Source organism: Paenisporosarcina sp. FSL H8-0542 (assembly GCF_038632915.1).
GTDB lineage: Bacteria > Bacillota > Bacilli > Bacillales_A > Planococcaceae > Paenisporosarcina.
On sequence record NZ_CP152050.1, the window covers coordinates 3,477,168 to 3,501,336 of the forward strand.

Genomic DNA, 24,169 nt, shown 5'->3' on the forward strand with positions numbered 1-24,169 from the left:
GGACAATAAAATAATAGGAATTTAATTTTAAAAGCTGAGACTAATGTTCAACTATCCTGCCCCGTTAGTTGAACAAGTTCATTCTTTTACCCATTCTTTTTTCGCTTTTCTATATTCACTCCTTGATGTAAAGAATAGGAGTGACATACTTATCATTAAATATAATGGTTCCATATCGAGAACATCTTTTATTAAAAAATTACCCACAAAAGAAGAGCATCCACTAGGCTCTTACCTCGACCGGACTATACCAGATAGTCGTGCCTGACTTGGTTAGACACGCAATAAAAAAAAGAGCTAGCAAAAATACCGCTAACTCTCGTATTGATCAATAAATGGCCTAATTACAATCTTTGAATCAACCAATAAAATGCCAGCACAAAAATAAGGCAAGACGTTGAGATCATCATTTTACGATACCATGGGAACCTTCGCAGCCATAGCAAGAAGGGAAGTAATAGGCATAGGAACATGATCTGGCCCGCTTCCACACCTAAATTAAACGTCAGGAGTGAGCCAATCAGATTGCTCTTTGGAAGTCCCGTTTCGGCCAAAGCCCCGGCGAAGCCCATGCCGTGAATCAGGCCAAATAAGGCCGTCAATAGCCACCGCCATTTCGCCTTTTGAACAAACATATTTTCCACTGCCACATAACAGATCGTCAGGGCAATCAAGGCTTCGACCCAATGCGAACTGACCTGAATACGGTCGGTGGCCACCAAGAATAGTGTTATGCTGTGGCCGATTGTAAAAGCAGTAACAATTTTCAACGCATCCTTGAAGCGAGATGCGATTAATACTAAGGATAACAAAAACAGCAAATGATCGTACCCGGTCAAAATGTGTTCGATTCCAAGTACAAAGTATTTCCATAGGACGGATCCAATTTCAGGCTGGGGAAGTTCCTGAGGAAGGTCCTGGGGAGGGTCCTGGGGAAGGTTGATCAGAATATCTCTATTAGTGCTATCAATCATATCCTGCTGAAAATATTCCCCTGCATGGACCATGAGTACACTCGTATGAGCAGGCGCATCGTCAAACACCAAATCGTAATGAAGATTAAATTGTTCGATTTCTTCATCGGCGATAAACGTCAGTTGAATTTCCATGCCTCTTACGGCACCCTTTTGCGCCATGTTCATCGAAACCAATTCCATCGTTAAGGGCTTCGAATCCGCATCTATGCGAAGACCTTTCTGTAGATAGGATTCAATTTTTTGCGAGGCCAGTTCATCGTTCACCAGATTATCCAAGTCAGTACCGAATTGTGGAAACAAGTCTGTTTGTTCAATAAAAAGATCATAGAGAATCTCGTTCCCTTCAATGTTTAAATCCGAGTAATTCATATCTATGGAATGCGCAAGTGAAGTTGTGGCAGTTCCAAAAAATAATAAGATGATAAACAATGACAGGAATGAACGTCGAATCATAATGGGACCTCATTTCATAGAAAGTGGAGAGAAAAGATTTACTTTTCTCTCCTTATTATCTGGTGCTATTGCAAAATCTTATTGGCGATCCAAACTAAATCTGCAAAATTAATCTTGTCGTTATGATTGATATCTGCATCTTTAACCATGTGCCAATCCTCACTTGTAATGGTCTTTCCTTAATTCACCGTATCCAGCGTTCAATAAATTCTCTTAAAGTTAGAAGCTAATTCTTTACAGTTTCTGTTTCAAGGACGCTAATCTCCGCGGCCGCTGCCCAGCCGTTAACACCCGCCGTTGCTTCGAGCTTGACATATGATGCATCTGTCGGATCAAAAGTTGCTACTTTCTCCGCATTGTCGTTTGCCCAAGTTCCGCTTGCAACTTTAGTAAAGGTCACTCCATCTGTACTTACATAAACGTTATATCCTGTAATATTTCCGTTGCTGCCTGATGGCCTTGGTAAATACGCGACCTTATCGATTGGGTAAGTTCCTCCAAGATTTAAGGTGATCGATTGAGGGAGAACATCAGATTTATCCCACTTTGTATGCCAAAAAGTTTGTGAATTTCCGTCAATCGCCATGGATGCTGAATTATTTTCACCAATCGTTTCCTGACTTGTCGCCGTTGCCGTCATTTGAGACTGAGTGATCTTATTAACCGTTACTTTAGTGCTTGTTGTCAAAGGGACGTTATTGGGATTTTTCACCCCAGTTGGCAAAGTTACAGTTCCATTGACAGCGAAGGTTTGTGCAGTCTTTACAGTGGGATCATAGTTTGAAGCATCTACATTCCATGTCACATTGGCTTCTCCCCTGCCTGCATCAGTATCCAAGGATACTGTCTTTGGCAATCCAAGGGCGTCCGCTGTCTTCGCCGTTCCGATTGTCAACCCTGTTATGTCAGCAGGCGCAGTGATGCTGTTTAAATTAACACTTTGAGCCTCAATGTCAATGTCCTGCGACGAACGGTTATACATGGAATCGTCGGCAAATACCCTGAGTATATATGGAGTAGTCGGCGACAAATCTGTAAACTTATACTGTCTGTATTCATCGAATGGTTTGTCTAGCGGCAGTGAAAGGCTGTTAAACGATTTGTCCACTTTCCCGGTGAGCTTGTTGATAAGCTGAATATTGTATTCCAAAACGCGCACATTGTCATTTGCTTGCTTTATTGTAAAAGCAAGTTCGTTGTTTTTGTAGGAATCGACCGTAATACCCTCTTCAAACTGCGGAGCTATGAGTTCTCTTATATCGCTCCTGCTATAGGTAAAGGCATCTTTGCCTTCACCAACGACTTTTACAGAAGGTATGCCTACATATTCATCTGTACTCAAATTATACTGTTTGATGATAATTTTTGAACCGTAAACCTCTATGAAATTCGCGATGCGAGGTGTGGTATGGTATTTGATATACGAGCCTTCTATATATCCTCCGTACGGACCGTTATCAATATAACTGGAATATGAACTCGCACCGCTGTCGAGATACGTAGCCGCACCTTGATAGTGAGAACGTTCGTCGGTCGGGTCGTATTGCGTATGACCTGACATATATACCACCTGTGAAAAATTATTGTCGGCAATATATTTACCTACATTATTACTTGCCGCGCTGCTCCATGCCGATCCCCACGCGGTTCCGCTTATAGGGTAGTGAGAAGATACAAATATGGGTTTGGTTGGATCGTAATCCTCTTCTTTTCTAATTTGGTCGAGGAAATTGGTGGCTTTTCCCACCGTTTTTTCGTTGTTATAATTTCCGTCAAAACCCACAAAATTATATCCTTTTACCTTTACCCTATAAGAATCGTTAAAGAAATTGTTATCGTATGAATTCGTTGACTCGTTCCACGCGCCCGCCGAACCGACAGGAATAAATTGTTCGGCTCCGCCCATATCATGGTTGCCTCTTACCATATAAAACTTCGTATTTTTTAACAAACCCTCATTTGTAAGTTTAGTATGTATGTCTGTCAGATTTTTCATCCATACATATTCATTGGCATTGTTACCGCCGGTAACGTCGCCAGGAATAAAAAGTACGTCGGCCTGTGGGAATAGTCTCAGTTCTGTTCTGTAATCTTTTTCAATGCGCGCGTGTGTTGCGGGATTACCACTGATTTCCGGGTCGCTGTCCACAATCATATTTAAACCGGCGGGAGTTAATGTTTTATTGCTTTTTTGATAGATGAATAGGGCGTTGTTTAGTTCACGTTCGTAATAATTGATGGTTTCCTGTGTATATAATTTTACTTTTTGCGTTCTTGCAACCGAAGTTGCAGTATTCAAAACCTTTTTCAAATGATCAAAATCGGTTTCGCTGAAGCCTTTGCCAAGTCCGTCTGCTATTAGTGTATTTGCTTCTGATATTGTGTCGTTAAGTGCGTTCATATCTACTTTATTTACAGCGTAACTATTATAATTAGCTTGGACTACATCACTGCTAAATGCACCTTTCCAAACATTCAGATCAGCTATATCGAATGAATTACCGCCATGTTTGCCCAATCCGTCGCTACCTATATTTAATGGGTTCGATGTATCTAAAGATCCGATTCCCAGCGAAGTTTCAGTCATTTTGTAACCATCAATATACAACGATCCGAGCATTTTATCTCTGTCTACAACAAATGTCACGTAACGCCAATCGGAAGCATTAAACGTGTCGCGCCCAAATTTTACTGATGTGGTCGGGAATCCTAAATTCATATTGACCGAATTGGCTGATGTATAAATCGCCCAGCCTTCATTAGAGCTCTTAGTAAAATCCTTGTTTGATAATATTACCTGATTATTGTTAGTGTCACCCTTATACCAGAAGGATGTGGTATAACTGTCATTACCAAAATTCAAGCTATGCTTTGTACCGACATAATTGCCGTCTCCACTTTCTAAGTGCAGAGCTTTGGTCCCGGGTAATACACCGTCTACATAACTATAATTTCCTTTCCCTTCCAAGTTCTCTTGATTTGCATCGTCCTTTAAATTATTATCGAATTTCATCGATGCAATAAGGGGATTGGCATTTAATACTGCGTTCGTGGGCAATGAAGTTTTTCTGTCACTATTTGATGGTAAACCAACTACAACACGCAATTTTTTACCAATATCATTTAACGTTACGGTGTAGCTTTTGGATGTACCACCCGATTTTACATTAATATATTTATCGCTTATACGTGAATCCTGTACTTGCCATTGAAATGTTAGATTTTTGCCCTTTGAACCTTTACCCTTGATCACACTGGCGGTAATCGTTTGACCGTAAATCGGCTGCATATTGTCGATTTTGACGATTTTGTCGCCCGATGCGCCTGCGGTGGTCGTTAACATAACGAATATCATCGTTAATACGAGGGTAATGGATAAAATTCTTTTCATTACAGAAAACCTCCATATTTTAAGTATTTTAAGAGTCTGTTCAAAAATCTTGAAAAATTGAGTAAAAAACAAAACCGTAGCGAAACTTTGATGCGGAACTCATTGATTATATCGAACATGTCGACGACTCCATTGTGATGGAGAAGGTCGCCCCTCTTTACAAGGATGGTGGGCATCCTCCAATCGATCAGGATGAGAGGAGATTTTTCGTCACGGAAATCCCCCTTTCGTTTCCAATATTGGAACCTTGATTCTCTCCTTCTACTATTCTCATTAAACTGAAACGGTGCTTTAATCCTGGCACGCCGATATTTTGAAGTTCACCTCCCAGAATAGGGGGAATACATAGACGCCACCTCAAAACAGCATAAAATAATGCACTCACACAAATTACCTATGTATAAAAAAATAATACACAATCAATATTGATTTTCTGTAAATATCTTGTAAATTATTATTGTTTTTATGAAAAATTAGACAAAAACACATAAATAGCTGCTGGTGGATTTTATTTTCCTGGCTGCAAAAAATAAAAGATTTACTTAGCTACTTGATTGAGGAGAGAAGCTGAATTGAGATAAACTGAGTTTAAAAAACTCATAAAAAAAAGGAAAGTAGACGGCTACTTTTCCTTCAAATTAATCTTATTCACAATTTCAATACCTTCTTTTTTATATTTCTTCAGTTTGACCCCTTCGTCCGAATTAGAAGAGGAAATGAAAAAAGTCCTCTCCATTAAAGGAGCCTGTTCCAATTTATCTCTGACTTAAAAGTCATTTGAAACATATCTTATTAGAAAAGCATGTTCGAAAGGTGACAAGATTTGGAGAGTCAATTAAATTCATTTATTTACGGATTGCAACCTAGAACCCCCAAACAAGCTGCGGAATTATGGATATTGGGTGTAGAAAATCGAAGTGGTGCTGTTCAATATGCTGTGCTATCACCATCTCTTCAAAAACTTACACAGAAACAGTTCGAAGAAAAAGGTTGGGTGACTGGACAATCAAGTCCGTGGGTTGCTAACGTTCATTTTGTAAAAGTAAATAAAATAAGTGATACAAAGTTACAATATACAATTTCATATGATTTACTAACTTCATATGAAAATTTCGGCAGAGGACATAAGGTTATTACTGTAGAAATGAATCCAGAGCCCTATAGAACAAACTGGTTTATTACTAAAATAATTACAACTTATTTTCAAAATGAAGGGGTTACTCCCGCCGAAACGGTAAGTAAATAAAGGTAAATTACAAGTATATTATTCGTTAAACCTATTGTATAGGACATACACAGTATGCTGACATAACACCCCGATTAGGAAGTATTCCTTTTCTTCAACTAAAGCACCCGTTAGTTCAACAACTTCTATATAGCCTAAATAATGGATACGTTATTCATCATCAGAAAAGATTTACTTTAGTAAATAGGTTATAAAATGAAGATAAAAGGGCTAAGACCCCAACTATTTTACTGAAGTTTTTTTGCTTACTTTCTTTGTCCAATATAAAGAAAATACCTGTACAAAAGAATCCAATAAAAAACCCGATTTCATATTGTAAAAAGGCTAAAACAAACCCTAAAAGACCAATAGTTTGAAGTATTATTGGGAAGTTTTTTTTCATAACCACTCCTTATTTTTATTTCTTTTTTGAAATTTCAACAATTGAATCGTTCTTCAACTAACCTGCCCCGTAGTTAAATAAGAAAAAAGAGCTGCCTAAGCAACTCCACGATCTTTAACTAAAGCACCCGTTAGTAGAATAAGAAAAAAACTTCTCACTGAATCAATGCCTTGTATAAATTTGTCATTTTTATATATAACCTTAATAAAGTAACAAAAGAGGCCACATTAATAGGGTAGCCCTTTGTTTTAATTAAGGATTAGAAACATTGCAATGTAAATTGAACTTTATCGAATTGCTTATTAGCTAGTGAGGTCTTATCTATACAGAAATAAATGATGCCTGAATCGCCCCACAGCAATTTTAAATCTTCTTCATCTGAATCAATCTGTAGGAGAAGAACAGCTTCTTCTGGTTTTAAATCAAATTCATCAAAAACATCATTTTGAATGCTAAATGGATACCCTAACATATAATGAGCCGGTTCGTAGTTACCTTTCTCATCACTTGGCTGGATAAGTTCGTGCCTCATTTCAGAGTAGTTTTCTTCATCCTCATCACTAAACTCCATATCTTCTGGATACTCCGGTAATGTCAGCTTGTTTGTGAATGTAACTTTAAAAACAGGTAAAGGGAAGTAGTCTTCTGTCTCTTCCGGGTATTCTGTCCTTTTTAACTCTTTTTCGTCTCCCTCAAAGTATAAAACCTTAAAACAACCCTCGTCTTCTTCAAAACCCCAGGGCTGTTCTACTACATCATAAAATATATAAAGGATCTCACTAATCGGAAGATTATTTTCCGCGTTATATGGCTTTATTTCCTTTAAGTTAAATTGCCCTAAAAAAGAGAGCGAGCGATTGTTGTAGCTTGGAAACTCCCAATCTTCCGGCAAATCTGGTAGACCACCAATTTTAGAGGAACCTAACGGAATTTGCTCTTCCTTCACTTTATTTTCATCACAAATACATTTTTTTAATTCTTCCTTGTTATTTAGATTCTCTATGTGGAGACAACTGTGTACGTATCCTCTTAACGCGCTTAGCTTTAAATTAGGATTTTGGAATGATTTACACATTTCAAGTACTTTTTTATATACGTCAACTGCTTCTTTGTAATATTCCTTTGAAAAGTATTAAACTCCCAAATTGTGCCATACGTTGATTTCCTTTGCCTCTTCTTGATAAGTTCGGCAGCTTTTGATTAACGACTGATATTGCTGAACTGTATCTTCGAAATGATCAAGGTCGTTAGATGCCATTTGCGCTAACATTAGCATTTCTGAATCCAGGATTCTTTTGAAATTATTCGTTTTTCGAAAATAAGTTAAGGCAAGATTTCCATAATAGTAGGACTTTACTTTAGCATTTGTGTAATGAGAAGCAGACGCAAGATGAAAATAAAATTCATGGTTATTGTACTCCATCGGGTTAATATTCTTCAGATGATGAATTGCTTCTTTACTTTTATTTAAAGTAAGGTAATAGATTCCCAATGTATGTTCCAACAAATTTTTTTCATAACGATCCAACTCATTCCAATGAGCTTGACAGCTCTTTAAAATGTCTTTTCCTTTTTCCACATCCCCTTTTATTAAGAAATAGCGTGCTACTAGGATACGATAAAAATGATGTGCTTCTGATATATGGACAAAAGTGTTGTCTTCGATTTCTTGTTTGAGAAGTTCTATATCTGCCATCTGTTGTTTGACCATTACTTCAAGCCATTCATTCAGCTTCTTTTTCAATCTATCATATTGTTCTAATTCTTTTTGTAAATCGATGTTAAGTCGCTCACAAATAAGATTGATAATTTCTTTTGAACATTGGGTTAGTCCACGTTCAATTTTACTTACATGAGTGACAGAACAAATCCCTTTTCCCAGTTGTGCTTGAGTCAAACCAGCTCGTTCACGATACAGTTTAATAATTAATCCTTCATCCATGTACCATCAACTCCTTTATTCTTATTTACATGTAACATTTTTAGAAGAAATGGATATATCAGATGTCAGTTTTTCACATAAGGACTAGAAAGCTAGGAGGAACAATACTTTAATCCGACTAGCCCATTTGGAAAACTAGTATTTGGGATAATTAATATGAAGAAAATGCTCTATCAATATATTATTTGTAAGAAGAAGTAAGTTTTAGAGGCGCTTTTATCTAGTGAAAATAATTATTTTACATAATTTAATTAAAATTTCATAAGTAAATCCCTATTTATTCCTAACTAATTACCCTCATTTACTTCCTATTAGGCGAATAATACAATTATATTGAAATATTCTTAATTTTAAAACTATTAAAAAATTGAGAAGTAAGTATTTTTTGTTTCATTAAAAAAAAGGGGGAAGGGTAAAAAATGAGAAGAAAATTTCCGTACAAGGTATTTGCAACGACGACTTTGGCTGCGATGTTGTTAACGACAACAGTGTTTGCGGAAGGGCCACAGAATAATTCGGTTTCCTCTCCAAATATAGAGGAGATTGCGAAGCAAGGATTGCAAATTTTCCAAGATGAACAAAACCAAGCTGCTATAGAAGCAGCTGATAGGCTTGGATACAAGAATTTGAAAAAAGACGGCTTAGCTAAACCGTATAAGCCGGATGAAAAGGTGCGCTTGATTGTGGAGGTAGAGCAGCCAATAATATTGGAAAAATCTGTCCAAAACAAAAAGACGAAGTATAAACAAAAACAAGATCAAGTAATTGCACAAATTTCTAAGGAAAATTCAGCTTCTAAAGTAAATCATCGATTCTATGAAAGCTTTAACGGCTTTAGTATGGAAACGGAGTTTAGTAATGTAAAAGAAATTCAGGCAACTCCAGGTGTTATAAACGTGCATATCGCAAGGACGTTCCAACCATCTATGGGGGCAAGCAAAGAATTGGTACAAGCACAAAAGGTATGGGAACAATACGGATATGAAGGAGAAGGATTGCTTGTTGCGATTGTCGACTCCGGACTAGACTATACTCATAAAGATATGACGTTGACAAAAAAAGGAAAGGAAAAAGAGAAGTGGACGCAAGAGAACATTCAAGGGGAACTCGCAGAAACAGCAGTAAACGAAGTATGGTACAGCGACAAAGTTCCGACAGGTTATGACTGGGCTGATAAAGATACAGACGTAATTCCACGCGGTCAATATGGAAGTTCACATGGTATGCATGTTGCAGGAACTGTAGGAGCTAATGGTGATGAAGCAAACGATGGAGTACAAGGGGTTGCACCAGGTGTGCAGTTGTTGGCAGAAAAAGTTTTCTCCGATAATGGGGGTGGAGCTTATGAAGATGATATCATCGCAGGTATCGAGCACGCGGTAACATTAAGCGCCGATGTTATCAACATGAGCTTAGGTTCTGACGCGGGATTTGTTGGCGAAGAGAACGACCCAATTCAAAAAGCAATTCGTCAAGCAACTGAACAAGGCACGCTAGTTGTTGTAGCAGGTGGTAACGCTGCTTACAGCACAAAAAATAATCTCTTGCCTTCTTCCGAAAAACCATATGCTGAGAATCCGGATATTGGAACAGTTGGAGAACCAGGAGTAAGCCCCTATGCGTTATCTGTTGCTTCCTATGAAAACACAAAAATGCATAAAACCACGCTTGCAGAAGAAAACGGTTTACAGCTTCCGTACCAAGACCAAACGCAATTTAATTTTAAACTCTCCAGAGTACTAACACCTACTGAGAGCTATGAAATGGTGTATGTAGGGGAAGGAAGAAAGGCAGACTTCGCTGGAAAAGACGTCGCAGGCAAAATAGTAGTTGCGAAACCGCAAGTACCCTATGCATTTTATTCTTATATTCAAGTGGAAGCAAAGAAGAATGGTGCGAAAGCAGTTATTCTAGTACCGCCAACCACAATGGCAGATTTCCCATATCTAAATTTCAGCTATCTATCTACTCCAGCTGCTACAACAAGTAAGGTTGCAGGAGATGCGTTAATCACAAAGCTTACAAGTGGTCAAATTGTTAAGATGAATATGACAAAGGGTATTTGGCTTGATAATCCTGATAATAATACCATTTCCGACTTTTCATCTGTCGGAACTCCGCATACGTTAGACTTTAAACCAGAGCTTTCAGCACCGGGTGGCAACATTTATTCAACTGTTGCGGGCAATGAATATGAGGTTATGAGTGGAACATCCATGGCAACTCCTCATGTTGCAGGTGGTTCGGCATTGTTAATGCAAGCATTATATGAAAAAGGATTATCTCATTCAAAGAATACAGCACTAACGGCAAAAATCGCATTGATGAATACAGCGCAGGTAGTACAAGATCCGCGCACAAATAATGAAGTACCGTACTCACCGCGTGTACAAGGATCCGGCTTAATGAAAATTCAAAATGCAATTAAAACACCTGTTATTGTGACAAGCAAGGATACTCCGTTAGAGCAAGCCGGAGCTGTAGCGTTAAAAGAGATTAATAAAAAAGGGACGAACTTCAAGTTGAATGTGGAAGCCTTAAAAAATGTAGATGTAAAAGATTTAGAATACATGATCTTTGTAGATGTTTTGACGGATGGAAAAGAAACAAAAGAATTTGACTTAGACGAAGACGGGAAATTGGATTCTAAAGAATATTTAACTTTAACAAGCAAGCATGTAAAAGGTGCTATTTCATCTATAAATGGCGAGAAAGTGACACATACACAAGGTGCGAAATTGAAGATTAAACCGGGTCAAGAAAAGAACCTAGACGTAAAACTTGTATTACCTGAAAGCTTGGAGGAAGGGACGTTTGTTGAAGGATTTGTTCGCCTAGTGCCCACAGGCAAAAACAGCAAGGCGGCAGTTCCGTTAACCGTTCCGTATATGGGCTACTATGGAGATTGGGATCAGCCGCAGAACATTGATCCTGTTGCATGGGATAAAGATGCATTCTTAGGATATACCGTGCTTTGGAACGATGAAGGAGCACAATTCCCGTTGGGATATGACCCGTATACGGGAACCTTTAATATGGACCGAATTGTCATTTCTCCAAACTTTGTCTTGCCAGGTGTATACCCAACATTTACAGCACTTCGCAACTTAAAGAAGACAGAAATGTACGTGGAGAATGATCAAGGAAAAATGGTTCAAGACCTAGGCGATTTTAGTGAATATACTGGGAAACCGTGGAAGTTCCGTAAAAATGTTATGGCATACGGTGATTATATGAATAGTGGTTATTTATGGGACGTAAAAGACCAGGCAGGACAAGCAGTCAAGGATGGCACATACAACTTTGTTATTAAAACAACACTAGATTACCCAAATGCGAAGCCACAAGAAGTGAAGCTTCCAATCCGTGTTGATTCTGTTGCCCCAGTTGTATCTGATATTCAAGTGCAGCCAAAAGAAGGACAATATGAAATTTCTTTCAAGGCAGTGGACAACGAGGGCGGTAGCGGATATAACGCAGCAATCATCTGGTATAACGGTAAGTATGAATCCTTACAGCCGGGACAAACTTCTGTACTAGTAAAAGAAGAGCCGAAGAGTGTGGTAGTGTTAGGTGCAGACCATGCTTTTAACCACAGCTATACGGTTTGGGGAGATCCTACTTATATTAATGAAGAAATGCTTGTAAGTTATTTCTCCGTGTATCCAAACAACAACGTAAACACAACCACCCCTGCCCAAATTAATGCGTTTGCCAGTAACCGTGTGAACTGGACAATAAACGTTAAAGATGTAAACGGCAAGGTAGTGGACACGATTGTAGCTGAAAATGAGCATGAAATTCACTTGAAATGGACTCCAGAAGCGGATGTTCCAAGCGGTACGTATACAGTTTCAGCAGAAGTAGTAAACAAGCAAGGCTTTAAAGTAACGACAAGTCCGCAAACAGTAACTGTATTGCAGCAATAATTAAAGATACGAAAAGAGCCGGCCTCACTATTACTATAGTGAGCCGGCTTTTTCTGTAAAGTGATTCGAAAATTTTTTCTTAATTATGGTACCCCAAGTACCCCAACTCTGGGTTTCATATGCTGTATTCGCAAATAATGCAGTTGATAACACACATCTTTTGGCGATTTTTAATGCACCCACTCCTCAAGTAATTTGGGGTTCTAACATTTTAAATTTTACACCTTCAAATATTATGTCGTATACCTATGGTATGAATGAAAATCTTGGAAACAGGTAACCGCATCTGTTAAACCTAACACTTATGTAGGACCCACCTGATAATCTTGAAAGGATGTCCCATCTAGATATATACCAACACTCAATATCCAACCCCAGAGCTTTACTAAAAAAATAAATTCCTTGGGGGAAATTATAACCACAAGGAGTTTTTATTTGTGTTTTTCTCGAAAGGAATTTGACCTCCTTATACTACTCTGCAAATCCTTATTAAAATACCTTTTAAGAAATCTCTCTTCTTCAACTAAACTGCCCCGTTAGTTGAAGAAGAAAAGCTATTACCTTTCAGTTGTTTTAGCTCTATATTAGAGACTTAGATTAATAATTCACCCCATAATATCCGTACCGCTGTACCTGCAATGGCAACATCTTTTTCTTTTGGTGTTACGTATAATAACCCACCTCGTTTTGAAAGCTGTTTGCTGACAATACTTTCTATTGATAACTTTTCACACCAGTAAGGTCCTAATGCACCGTGGGTAGAACCATTTACATGGTCTTCATCAATGCCCTGTGCTGGAGAAAAAAATCTAGAGACAATATCAATTCCCTCCTCATTAGACATGCTCGTGATACAAACACCACGTACAGGAAACTGTTTCATTGCAGAAAAATCAGGTTCAAAATCTGCAATGTATTCTTCGTGACTTAGTTCCACTATATAATCCAAATCTGTTTTCCCTACATATTTCGGTTTCGTACCGAGCCATTCTTCAAGCTCTGAAGGACATTCAATCTCTTCTAATTGGTACTTCTTAATTGTTATTTCTACCAGTTCATTACACCATCTTGCTTGCAGAGGACCGCTTAAAGTCTGGAATGTAATAGAAGAATCTAAGGGTAAAATCGCTTGTTGCCAAACAATAAAAGCACTGGCTATTGTTCCATGTCCACAAATCGGAATTTCCATCTCTGGAGTAAACCATTTAAGAAAAAAATCATTCCCCTTTTTTTGGACAAAAGCTGTTGTTGGTACGGGTATCTCCTGAGCAATTTTTTGCATGGTCAACTCAGATATTGTTGAATCTAGTAAACATACTGCCGCGGGATTTCCCTTGTAAAGATCTGTAGTAAATGCATTTACGATAAAATACGTGACTCTGTTCAACTCTCCCACCTCATTCTTCGTTACTAATATAAATTTATTTTCATTAACCTACCCCGATAGCCATCCATGCAACAAAAAACACTGTGCCATAGAGCCCAACCGTTAGTAACTCACATCATTTTATCATTGATTTTTATTGAACTAAACTGCCCTTTAGTTGTATCGCGGCAACTTAGAAGTGGTTTTATATGTATGATTCCTTTTTGAATTGATGTCTCTATGTATCCAATGATTTGCTCAAAAGTAAAAACGTTTAATTGTTGTTTACTGTGTGTATTTTCATAGTTCATATCTTCTAAAACATATGGAATAAAGTCATTAATGTCTTTTGAGGGTACTTCTTCAATTTCGATAACTGAACCATTACTATCGAAAATTTCTTTAATTCCATCTGCGACTCCATAATAATCCAATAACAACCCATTTAGAGTTTGAAAATCCCCATGATACAGATTTAAAATATTTTTATCGTTTTCCATTCTGTTTTTTAACCACGGTAAATAAAACCCCTTTAACCACAAGTCATCTGCGATGAGATGTGAATAATACCCTAAAATAAATGAATTATTTTTAACAGAACTGTATTTTTCAATGAAATTTTCATAATCCACATTTCTTGAATAATCATCTACTTCGCCTGAAAAGAAATGTGATAACTCTTTAGGAGACACCGCATCTGGTGCTATCCCTCCTAATAAAAATGAAGCTTTATCTGATATTGAAACTGATTCAGTAATCTTATAGGCTATAATACTATGCATAATTCTTGAACCCATAATAACCTTCCTTCACATTTTTTTAGTGATTTTCTTCTTACAAAAATGAAAACTTCTTGCCCACTCCTTTCTATTCTCCTCTGGAATTTCAATCTCCTTTAATATGGAAAAAGAAGGCATTTGGTTTTTAGATGACGAATACAATAATAATTAAATCCTTTTCTTACGTGAATTAAGGAGGCATGAAGAATGGAGGTTGACCATTCATTAGAGTTTATTGAGTTCCTCCATTTAAATGAGGATGAATTACATCCATATGAACCATTGGCAGGATCCTATGCAATCATTCAAATTAATCATAATGTGCTTTTTGCATTTAATCGATTTCGGAAACGGTGGGAGTTGCCGGCAGGTAAAAGAGAAATAAATGAAACTGCTAAAGAATGTGCCATCCGAGAATTGTTTGAAGAAACAGGACAAACGGTGCCGAATTTAAAATTTCAAGGATTAGCCAAAATCCGTAATCTGAACTCACAACATATAAAATACAACCCTATTTAAAGTTGCAAACTTAACTACTTTTATTCCGAATGACGAAATGGAATGTATCACTCTATGGGATTTGTCTAGTGATATAGGACCTGTAGATGACGTAGATTTAAAAATTTGGATAGCGTTAAAACATAGTCTTTGTAGCAATTAGAGGAGATGAAACAATCAGCAGGTCCCTTCATGGACCATACCGGTGGTTTGGTAATAGTGGATGTTAATGAATTGAAAGATGCAGAAGAAATTGCAAAGAATGATCCTGCTGTACTTGAGAATAAATTCACCTATGTCGTTCACCCTTTGGAACCTTTGGAAGGTATTTTCAGGTAAATACAAATTAATTACTTCAAATGACATCTAATAGGATTATCAATACATTCTCTAGTAACGGAGGATTTTAACATGACAACGACCTATGTAAACTGGGGGAAGTCTCGAATAAAATTAACCTGGATATCGTCTTACACACTGCCTCAACCTGAATTAATAACAAGTGTGCATGCTTTTTGCTTTCATCAAGACAAATTGCTGTTAGTGGATATAAAAAACCGCGGATGGAATTTTCCTGGTGGGCATATTGAACAAAATGAATCACCACTTGAATGCGTGAAACGTGAAGTGATGGAGGAAGCGTGTGTTGAGGGAGATTGCACGTACCTTGGCTATGTTGAAGTCAACCACAGTGAAAACCCAGCTTGGAATAGCAATAGTCCCTATCCTTTAATAGGATATCAAGCCATGTATCGAATGGATATTACTCGCATACTTCCGTTTGATGCCATTTACGAATCTGCTCAAAGGATTTTTATCCAGCCTTTTGAAGTTACCCTGCATTGTGAAGATTGGCATGAAGTTTATGCAGACATTCTGCGTAAAGCGTTGTCATTTGAAATTAAGTGAACTAATGAAGAGGCTTTAAAAGAAAGGCTGAGAATAATCATGTTAGATGGAAAGAGAAACGAACATATATAAAGAGGAATTGCAGACAGGAGGAGTCTATGCAAAACGAAATCGGAAGCCTTATTTTCAGAAAGTTAGTAACAACGTTTGTCGCCACCACAATTTCTTCTTTGTTGCTCGCTATTCTCAGCACACAAGGACCTATAGAAACCATATACAACCAAGGGGAACATTTCATCGGATGGTTTCTTATTTTCTTTATGTACATCGGGGCTATCATTCTTATTTACGGGAATTTGGTTTCTGTAGGGATGGAGCATTTTCAGCGGAAATGGTTTAAACAACACGATTGGCTCTATGTGTTAATCCTTAGTCTTTTTGGCTTAGCGAACGGGTTGTTTTTTCAAGAAAGACAGTTTGCTCTAGCTGGGATGTTGGCTGCTTTGTTATATGCGGTGATAGACAAATGGTTTTATAAAAGAGTGGCAGAAAGTAAAAGTATTAAATGGTTTTTCCTCTTACCCCTTGCCTCCCTTCTGATAGTATGGGCATATTTCCATGTTACTTCGCCACTCTTGCCCCCTTTTACAAAAGGAGATGCCATAGAATTCGCAACTTCTGGAGATGGAACGATAATCGATCATTTTCCTAGAGAAGTTGGTCAGTGGGAAGGCAAGATTAATGGTTATCAAGTGACTAGAGAAAGTAATGCAAAGGAAATCGGAAAGGAAATTTATCTAGTTACCTTTACAGAACGTTGGCGTTGGAGTCAACGTGCTGGAGAAGGTATTTATACTATATCCTATAAAGTTGAACGAGGAAGTTTGACTGCACATAGTGAAAAAGGCCAATTGCCTCCTTACTATAGTGGGAATTAGTCGGTTCTTAAGTAAGATTAACACGCTACCGTGAAGTGAAAGCACCCTCAAGCATAAGTCAAAAAACAGGCGCCTTCTTACTAAAGAAAGCGTCCTGTTTGTTCTTATTCAAGTATTCTAAAACTACTTTTGATTGCTCAAACGTTTTTTATCCTGTATAGCTAACTTTTCCAGTCTCAACTAATTCCTTCAGTCCCATGAACATTAAATTCCAACCATGTTCAGCTTTCTTTTTTACTTTCTAAAACTCATTCTCAAGATTAGCCATAAAACTCAATATGTTCTTTCTCGTTTTTGTAATACTCCAGTCGATCCTGCAATGTGCCCGTGTGAAATTCAAACTTATGTCCATCCAAGTCTTCAAAGTAAATGGACTTTTTATCCCGCTCATCCCGCTCCCTGCCAGGCAAAATCGAAACGTTCAATTGGTTCAGCCTGACTAGAGTTTCTTCATATTCTTCCTCGGTAATTGTGAAAGCCATATGTGTGTAGGATTCCTTTATTTCATTTCGCGGAATGTCGGTTTCCTCGTTTAGTGCTAGCCATAATCCTTCCAAATCAAAATACGCTGTTTTTCTGCCTTTCATCATTAGCTTGGCTCCGAATACTTCCTCATAAAATCTAATAGAACTTTCCAAATCAGAAACGGAAAACAACAAATGGTTTATTTTCATTCCTTACTATCCACTCGTTCAAGCAAACGATAAGGTTTTGTTTCGTACGATTCGTATGCGACATTTCCAGGTTTCATGGCATCATGAATACGAGTAGCAAATTGCTCTCTTGTAACCCATTCGTTGATATTCGTTTCATTCAATTCAACAAACTGAACGTCTATCGTTTCGCCCGGTTGTGGTGTAGGTGTCCCTGCTACCGCCTTCCCTGCATATACAATACAAAAAACTCCGCTAGTGACATTTTGATAAACGCCGACCATGTCCCCAATTTTCGCATGGATTCCCGTTTCTTCAAATATTTCTCTTGCAACGGCTTTTTTTAAACTCTCACCCGGTTCAACTCGTCCCCCTGGCATTTCATATGTATCGGATCTGTGACCATTTCGAACCAACAATACTTCCCCCGCTTCATTTTGAATGAAAGCAGAGACCGCCACCACATATCGCGGAGTTGAATAATCACCTGTCCATTCCATAAAATCTTCAGAGCTTGTCTCAAATAATGGTGGTAATGTTTTTCGGAAGTTTTGTGCCGTTTCATGAAGTTCAGAAACCCGAATCTCCTGATCCACACGCTCAAAATCCTCGCGGTCACGGTAACCCCACATAGCCATAATTTCTGTTTTATCCACGTTCACCCAACGCCCTATTAAACGTGCACCATGCGTTAATTGATTCGGCAATAAATAGGTGTGGAAAAAGTGATTAAACGTCTCCAGCATTTCAGGTTTAATGGTGTACATTTTTCTTCGAAATAGCATACGATACCCGCTTTCAATTAAAGATTAATCTTCTTTTTTAGGTTTGGTTTCTTCATATTCAATCTCATGCTTTGTATCGTGAAGCGATGACGCATTATTATCATCTTTCTTTCCTTCCATTGCATCATCAAATGGCATGTAATGATTCATTGGTAAGCGACGTTTAGTTCCCAATCTCCAAAGTGTCCAAGCAATCACACCGATTAATATTGCTAAAAATATGTAGCCCATCCCGTATCACTCCTTTTAGTTGATTGTACTTTATCCGTCTCTTATGAGTTAGGGTTAAATCTATTTCATAACTTTTCTACAAACACTAGGAAATCCCCTTTAATTCTCTTGCGCAGCATTTATTCCCTTTCAATTTGGTTTGTTCCTTTTCACGAGGGGTTTCTTCCCTTCCGGTCAATACAAAAAAACCGCAATGCCTCAAGTTTTCACTCGAAACATAACGGTTTTCAAAAACTATTAATTTGAGCTTGCTTGAATTTCTTTATTCTCTTCAGCCGTGAACGCGCGAGATCTAGTCAGAAACCTTTTCCCTTCCACGCCTTCCAGTGAAAACATGCCGCCTCGACCGTCTACCACATCAATAATTAACTGAGTATGTTTCCAGTAGTCGTATTGGCTCTTATGCATATAGAAGGGACTGTCGCCGATTGAACCGAGTAGTACATCTTGATCTCCCACTATCAAATCACCTTCCGGGTAGCACATCGGTGCAGACCCATCACAGCAACCTCCCGATTGGTGGAACATGACGGGACCATGCTTGCTTTTCAACAACTCGATTAGTTCAAGCGTAGCGTCCGTTGCGATGACACGTTCAATCATTGGTCATTCCCCTTTCTATCAAAAGAATCCTAATTTGTTTTCGTTGTAGCTAACTAACAAGTTTTTCGTTTGTTGGTAATGGTTTAACATCATCAAATGGTTTTCGCGTCCGATACCTGACATTTTGTAACCACCGAATGCAGCGTGTGCTGGGTACGCGTGGTAACAGTTTGTCCAAACTCGGCCCGCATGAATAGCACGGCCGAAACGGTATGCTGTGTTCATGTTACGAGACCATACGCCAGCACCTAGACCATATAAAGTATCGTTTGCAATTTCAAGTGCCTCTTCTTGCGTTTTGAACGTTGTTACAGAAACAACCGGTCCAAAGATTTCTTCTTGGAAAATACGCATTTTGTTATTCCCTTTGAAGACAGTTGGCTTCACATAATAGCCACCAGCGAAATCACCTTCAATGTTATTACGCTCTCCACCGATTAAGCATACTGCGCCTTCTTGTTTCCCGATATCCAAATAAGACAAGATTTTTTCCAATTGTTCACTTGATGCTTGTGCACCCATCATCGTATTCGGATCAAGTGGGTTCCCTGTCTTGATTGCTTCAACACGAGCCAATACTTTTTCCATGAACTTATCATAGATAGATTCCTGGACTAGTGCACGTGAAGGACATGTACACACTTCCCCTTGGTTCAATGCGAATAATACAAAGCCTTCTACCGCTTTATCAAGGAAAGCATCGTCTTGGTCCATAATATCTTCGAAGAAAATGTTCGGTGACTTTCCGCCAAGTTCCAATGTTACCGGAATCAAGTTTTGTGAAGCGTATTGCATGATCATACGGCCTGTAGTTGTTTCACCAGTGAAAGCAACTTTGCCAATACGTGGATTCGATGCAAGTGGCTTACCAGCTTCCAAACCGAAACCATTTACAATGTTCATAACACCTGGTGGTAATAAATCGCCCACTAGTTCAGCAAAGACTAGAATACTAGCTGGTGTTTGCTCAGCTGGTTTCAACACAACACAGTTTCCTGCAGCAAGTGCCGGAGCAAGCTTCCAAACTGCCATTAACAATGGGAAGTTCCAAGGAATGATTTGTCCAACCACACCGATTGGCTCATGGAAATGATACGCTACTGTATCGTTATCGATTTGGCTTAAAGATCCTTCTTGCGCACGAATGGCACCAGCGAAATAACGGAAATGATCGATCGCAAGTGGTAAGTCAGCATTCAATGTTTCACGTACTGCTTTTCCGTTATCCCAAGTCTCTGCGACAGCCAGCACTTCTAAATTTTCTTCCATGCGATCCGCAATTTTATTTAAAATATTTGCACGTTCAGCTACAGACGTTTTCCCCCAAGCGTCTTTTGCTGCATGTGCTGCGTCTAATGCTAGTTCAATGTCTTCAGATGTTGAGCGAGCAACTTGAGTGAAACTTTTACCCGTAACTGGTGTCACGTTATCAAAATATTCACCTTTAACAGGAGCAGTCCATTGCCCGTTAATATAGTTATCATATTTCTCTTTAAAAGTAACAATTGAACCCTCAGTGTTTGGAAATGCATATACCATTCTCAAGTTCCCCCTTTAATTTGGCCGACTCATTATTTGTATGCGCTTTTATAATCTAGTATTCAAACAAATTAAGAAGTCCGTACATCTATTATTGTCAGATAACATCGAATTTTACAACATATTTGTTTATGAAATATGGCCAAGACTATTCATACTATATTAATCTTCTAAAGAAATTAAAGGCGTGACATTTATTTCGGACGATTAGAGAAGTTCCCTTCCATTCCTACTCTTTTTTTCATCAACTCTTAACAAACACCGGTAATTATATAGATAGAAACCCTCAAGTAATCTTCTCGAATTTTGAATTAGAGTAGACACCCTGATAGTTTGAAATCTTTATTAATAGTCTGCCTATCTCTCATGCCAATGGCGCACATATTATAAACTATCTTGCAAGAAAGGAGGTGAACTAATGAATAATTATAGAAAAAGAAGAAATTACAAAAGTATTCATCATAAAAATGAAATTGATAGAAATTTGAGGCATACACATAATCATAGTGAACATCAACATCATCATCATCATCATCAAGTACATGCTGAAAGCAACTATCATCATTCCGAAAATATTGATAAAGAAAAAGAATATAGCCATTCCAATGAATATAAATGGGATAGGGGGCCACAGGGACCTAGAGGACCTGCGGGACCGATGGGACCTGTTGGGCCTGCTGGGCCTGCTGCAATTGGACTTTCTGGAATTGACGGAGCTACTGGACCAATTGGACCTGCTGGGCCTCCTGGAACTGACGGAGCTACTGGACCGATGGGACCTGCTGGGCCTGCTGGAACCGACGGAGCTACTGGACCGATAGGACCTGCTGGCACTGACGGGGCTACTGGACCGATGGGACCTGCTGGGCCTGCTGGATCTGACGGAGCTACTGGACCGATCGGACCTGCTGGATCTGACGGAACTACTGGACCAATGGGACCTGCTGGATCTGACGGGGCTACTGGACCGATGGGACCTGCTGGATCTGACGGGGCTACTGGACCGATGGGACCTGCTGGATCTGACGGGGCTACTGGACCGATTGGACCTAGAGGACCTGCTGGAACTAGAGGACCTGCGGGACCTAGAGGACCGATTGGGCGTACTGGGGCTACTGGACCTGCTGGCGCTGCTGCAATTGGACGTGCTGGAACTGACGGAGCTACTGGACCAATGGGACCTGCTGGACCTGCTGGGCCTGCTGGAACTGACGGAGCTACTGGACCGATGGGACCTACTGGATCTGACGGGGCTACTGGACCAATGGGACCTGCTGGATCTGATGGAGCTACTGGACCAATGGGACCTACTGGATCTGACGGGGCTACTGGACCAATGGGACCTGCTGGATCTGACGGAGCTACTGGACCAATGGGACCTGCTGGATCTGACGGGGCTACTGGACCAATGGGACCTGCTGGACCTGCTGGATCTGACGGAGCTACTGGACCGATGGGACCTGCTGGATCTGACGGGGCTACTGGACCAATGGGATCTGACGGAGCTACTGGACCGATGGGACCTGCTGGATCTGACGGGGCTACTGGATCGATGGGACCTGCCGGGCCTGCTGGATCTGACGGAGCTACTGGACCGATGGGACCTGCTGGATCTGACGGGGCTACTGGACCGATGGGACCTACTGGGCCTAACGGCGCTACTGGGCCGATGGGACCTACTGGGGCTAACGGGGCTACTGGACCGATGGGACCTACTGGGGCTACCGGTGCTACTGGACTGATGGGACCTGCTGGATCAACAGGGCTAACTGGACCAATGGGGCCCGCTGGCGCTACTGGACCTGCTGGACCTGCTGGTGCTGATGGTGTAGATGGGGCTACTGGGCCAATGGGGGCTACTGGGGCTACCGGACCGATGGGACCTGCTGGCGCTGACGGGGCTATTGGAGCCAATGGGGCTACTGGACCAATGGGACCTGCTGGTGCTGACGGAGCCACTGGACCGATCGGACCTACTGGACCCGCTGGTGCTGACGGAGCCACTGGACCTACTGGACCTACTGGACCTGCCGGTGCTGACGGAGCCACTGGACCTACTGGAACTACTGGACCTGCCGGTGCTGATGGAGCTACTGGACCAATTGGACCTGCTGGACCTGCCGGTGCTGACGGAGCCACTGGAGCTACTGGACCTGCTGGTGCTGACGGAGCTACTGGACCAATTGGACCTGCTGGTGCTGATGGAGCCACTGGGGCTACTGGACCTGCTGGACCTGCCGGTGCTGACGGAGCCACTGGGGCTACTGGACCTGCTGGTGCTGACGGAGCTACTGGACCAATTGGACCTGCTGGACCTGCTGGTGCTGACGGAGCCACTGGGGCTACTGGACCTGCTGGTGCTGACGGAGCTACTGGACCTGCTGGACCTGCCGGTGCCGACGGAGCCACTGGGGCTACTGGACCTGCTGGTGATGACGGAGCTACTGGACCTGCTGGACCTGCCGGTGCTGACGGAGCCACTGGGGCTACTGGACCTGCTGGTGCTGACGGAGTCACTGGACCGATTGGACCTGCTGGTGCTGACGGGGCTACTGGACCGATTGGACCTTCAGGCGCTGACGGGGCTAATGGAGCTAATGGAGCTACTGGACCTGCTGGACCTGCCGGCGCTGACGGCGCTACTGGACCGATCGGACCTACTGGACCTGCTGGTGCTGACGGAGCCACTGGACCGATCGGACCTACTGGACCTGCTGGTGCTGACGGAGCCACTGGACCGATCGGACCTACTGGACCTGCCGGTGCTGACGGAGCCACTGGGCCGATCGGACCTACTGGACCTGCTGGCGCTGACGGAGCCACTGGACCTACTGGACCTGCCGGTGCTGACGGAGCCATTGGACCGATCGGACCTACTGGACCTGCTGGTGCTGACGGAGCCACTGGACCGATCGGACCTACTGGACCTGCCGGTGCTGACGGAGCTACTGGGCCGATCGGACCTACTGGACCTGCCGGTGCTGACGGTGCTAATGGGGCTACTGGAGCTACTGGACCTGCTGGACCTGCCGGCGCTGACGGCGCTACTGGACCTACTGGACCTACTGGTGCTACCGGTGCTACTGGACCTACTGGGCCTACTGGGCCTACTGGACCGGCCGGACCTACTGGGGCTACTGGGCCTGCTGGAACAGGAGGCATACTAGACTTTGCAGATTTTTATGCTTTGATGCCTGGTGATAATGCTACAACAGTTGGTGCAGGTGAAGATGTTGATTTCCCTCAAAATGGACCTACCTTAGCTGGATCAAGGATTACTCGTATCAGCGGTGATTCATTTAATTTGTCAGCTATTGGAACTTATCAAGTTTTATTTCAAGTGAGCATAACAGAAGCTGGGCAACTAGTTTTAACTCTTGATTCGGGATCGGGATCCACTGAATTACCTTATACTGTAGTCGGTCGTGCAACCGGCACTACTCAGATAGTAGGGATGGCATTAGTGCAAACAAATGTCACTAATTCAATCATCACCGTACGAAATCCTCAAAGTGCATCCACTGCACTGACAATTACTCCTACCGCTGGAGGATCAGAGCCTGTATCAGCTCATCTTGTTATTACACAAATTGGATAATGAGAAAAAA

At 40.8% G+C, this 24,169-nt stretch carries 19 protein-coding genes and 1 pseudogene; 8 read left to right on the forward strand and 12 right to left on the reverse strand.

Going from position 1 to position 24,169, the window contains the following annotated elements; translation table 11 throughout:
- Positions 1 to 344: 344 nt before the first annotated feature.
- Together MHH33_RS17415 and MHH33_RS17420 are read right to left on the reverse strand one after the other, a co-directional pair.
- Positions 345 to 1,430: a HupE/UreJ family protein gene (locus MHH33_RS17415; protein ID WP_342542509.1), complete on the reverse strand. Its 1,086-nt coding sequence runs from the start codon at positions 1,428 to 1,430 to the stop codon at positions 345 to 347.
- A 226-nt stretch (positions 1,431 to 1,656) separates the two neighbouring features.
- On the reverse strand, positions 1,657 to 4,821 hold the full coding sequence (locus MHH33_RS17420; RefSeq protein ID WP_342542510.1) for a discoidin domain-containing protein: 3,165 nt from the start codon (positions 4,819 to 4,821) through the stop codon (positions 1,657 to 1,659).
- Between the two features lie 823 nt (positions 4,822 to 5,644).
- Here MHH33_RS17420 and MHH33_RS17425 point away from each other — a divergent pair.
- Positions 5,645 to 6,067, forward strand: a complete 423-nt coding sequence (locus tag MHH33_RS17425) for a hypothetical protein (RefSeq protein WP_016428794.1) — start codon at positions 5,645 to 5,647, stop codon at positions 6,065 to 6,067.
- Positions 6,068 to 6,227: 160 nt separating this feature from the next.
- Here the strand turns inward: MHH33_RS17425 and MHH33_RS17430 are convergent, their stop codons facing one another.
- The 3 genes from MHH33_RS17430 to MHH33_RS17440 all read right to left on the reverse strand — a co-directional run bounded on the left by MHH33_RS17430 (position 6,228) and on the right by MHH33_RS17440 (position 8,391).
- A complete protein-coding gene (locus MHH33_RS17430; RefSeq protein WP_342542511.1) occupies positions 6,228 to 6,449 on the reverse strand; it encodes a hypothetical protein in 222 nt (73 codons plus the stop codon).
- 259 nt (positions 6,450 to 6,708) lie between these two features.
- Positions 6,709 to 7,524, reverse strand: a complete 816-nt coding sequence (locus MHH33_RS17435) for a YwqG family protein (RefSeq protein WP_342542512.1) — start codon at positions 7,522 to 7,524, stop codon at positions 6,709 to 6,711.
- A 57-nt stretch (positions 7,525 to 7,581) separates the two neighbouring features.
- Entirely contained in the window at positions 7,582 to 8,391 is an 810-nt protein-coding gene (locus tag MHH33_RS17440; protein WP_016428796.1) for a helix-turn-helix transcriptional regulator, read from the reverse strand.
- A 419-nt stretch (positions 8,392 to 8,810) separates the two neighbouring features.
- On the opposite strand from MHH33_RS17440, the gene MHH33_RS17445 reads away from it, so the two are divergent.
- Together MHH33_RS17445 and MHH33_RS17450 are read left to right on the forward strand one after the other, a co-directional pair.
- Positions 8,811 to 12,320, forward strand: a complete 3,510-nt coding sequence (locus tag MHH33_RS17445) for a S8 family serine peptidase (RefSeq protein WP_342542513.1) — start codon at positions 8,811 to 8,813, stop codon at positions 12,318 to 12,320.
- Between the two features lie 139 nt (positions 12,321 to 12,459).
- A pseudogene (locus tag MHH33_RS17450) lies at positions 12,460 to 12,641 on the forward strand (cupin domain-containing protein); the annotation flags it as partial.
- Positions 12,642 to 12,912: 271 nt separating this feature from the next.
- Here the strand turns inward: MHH33_RS17450 and MHH33_RS17455 are convergent.
- Positions 12,913 to 13,707, reverse strand: a complete 795-nt coding sequence (locus MHH33_RS17455) for a PhzF family phenazine biosynthesis protein (RefSeq protein ID WP_342542514.1) — start codon at positions 13,705 to 13,707, stop codon at positions 12,913 to 12,915.
- A 110-nt stretch (positions 13,708 to 13,817) separates the two neighbouring features.
- Complete coding sequence (locus MHH33_RS17460; RefSeq protein ID WP_342542515.1) at positions 13,818 to 14,468, reverse strand: hydrolase; 651 nt, start codon at positions 14,466 to 14,468, stop codon at positions 13,818 to 13,820.
- A 204-nt stretch (positions 14,469 to 14,672) separates the two neighbouring features.
- On the opposite strand from MHH33_RS17460, the gene MHH33_RS17465 reads away from it, so the two are divergent.
- The 4 genes from MHH33_RS17465 (at position 14,673) to MHH33_RS17480 (ending at position 16,750) form a co-directional block, all read left to right on the forward strand.
- A complete protein-coding gene (locus tag MHH33_RS17465; RefSeq protein ID WP_342542516.1) occupies positions 14,673 to 14,984 on the forward strand; it encodes an NUDIX domain-containing protein in 312 nt (103 codons plus the stop codon).
- Positions 14,985 to 15,131: 147 nt separating this feature from the next.
- Positions 15,132 to 15,302 (forward strand): YciI family protein, encoded by a 171-nt coding sequence (locus tag MHH33_RS17470; RefSeq protein ID WP_081637813.1) that lies wholly within the window; start codon positions 15,132 to 15,134, stop codon positions 15,300 to 15,302.
- A gap of 72 nt (positions 15,303 to 15,374) precedes the next feature.
- Positions 15,375 to 15,872, forward strand: a complete 498-nt coding sequence (locus MHH33_RS17475) for an NUDIX domain-containing protein (RefSeq protein ID WP_016428802.1) — start codon at positions 15,375 to 15,377, stop codon at positions 15,870 to 15,872.
- A 98-nt stretch (positions 15,873 to 15,970) separates the two neighbouring features.
- Positions 15,971 to 16,750, forward strand: a complete 780-nt coding sequence (locus tag MHH33_RS17480) for a hypothetical protein (RefSeq protein ID WP_342542517.1) — start codon at positions 15,971 to 15,973, stop codon at positions 16,748 to 16,750.
- 260 nt (positions 16,751 to 17,010) lie between these two features.
- Here MHH33_RS17480 and fosB read toward each other — a convergent pair whose 3' ends face one another.
- The 5 genes from fosB to adh all read right to left on the reverse strand — a co-directional run bounded on the left by fosB (position 17,011) and on the right by adh (position 20,561).
- The gene (gene fosB, locus MHH33_RS17485; protein WP_016428804.1) at positions 17,011 to 17,424 is read right to left on the reverse strand and encodes a metallothiol transferase FosB; all 414 of its coding nucleotides are present in this window, start codon (positions 17,422 to 17,424) and stop codon (positions 17,011 to 17,013) included.
- Positions 17,421 to 18,188: an NUDIX hydrolase gene (locus MHH33_RS17490; protein ID WP_016428805.1), complete on the reverse strand. Its 768-nt coding sequence runs from the start codon at positions 18,186 to 18,188 to the stop codon at positions 17,421 to 17,423. Before MHH33_RS17490 ends, fosB begins: the two co-directional genes overlap by 4 nt.
- A gap of 24 nt (positions 18,189 to 18,212) precedes the next feature.
- Entirely contained in the window at positions 18,213 to 18,419 is a 207-nt protein-coding gene (locus MHH33_RS17495; RefSeq protein WP_016428806.1) for a hypothetical protein, read from the reverse strand.
- A gap of 237 nt (positions 18,420 to 18,656) precedes the next feature.
- Positions 18,657 to 19,022, reverse strand: a complete 366-nt coding sequence (locus tag MHH33_RS17500) for a DUF779 domain-containing protein (RefSeq protein WP_016428807.1) — start codon at positions 19,020 to 19,022, stop codon at positions 18,657 to 18,659.
- An 18-nt stretch (positions 19,023 to 19,040) separates the two neighbouring features.
- Entirely contained in the window at positions 19,041 to 20,561 is a 1,521-nt protein-coding gene (gene adh / locus MHH33_RS17505) for an aldehyde dehydrogenase (protein WP_016428808.1), read from the reverse strand.
- 418 nt (positions 20,562 to 20,979) lie between these two features.
- Between adh and MHH33_RS17510 the strand changes: the two genes are divergently transcribed.
- Positions 20,980 to 24,159 carry a collagen-like protein gene (locus MHH33_RS17510; RefSeq protein WP_342542518.1) on the forward strand — a complete coding sequence of 1,060 codons (3,180 nt, stop codon included), beginning with the start codon at positions 20,980 to 20,982 and terminating at the stop codon, positions 24,157 to 24,159.
- Positions 24,160 to 24,169: the final 10 nt, after the last annotated feature.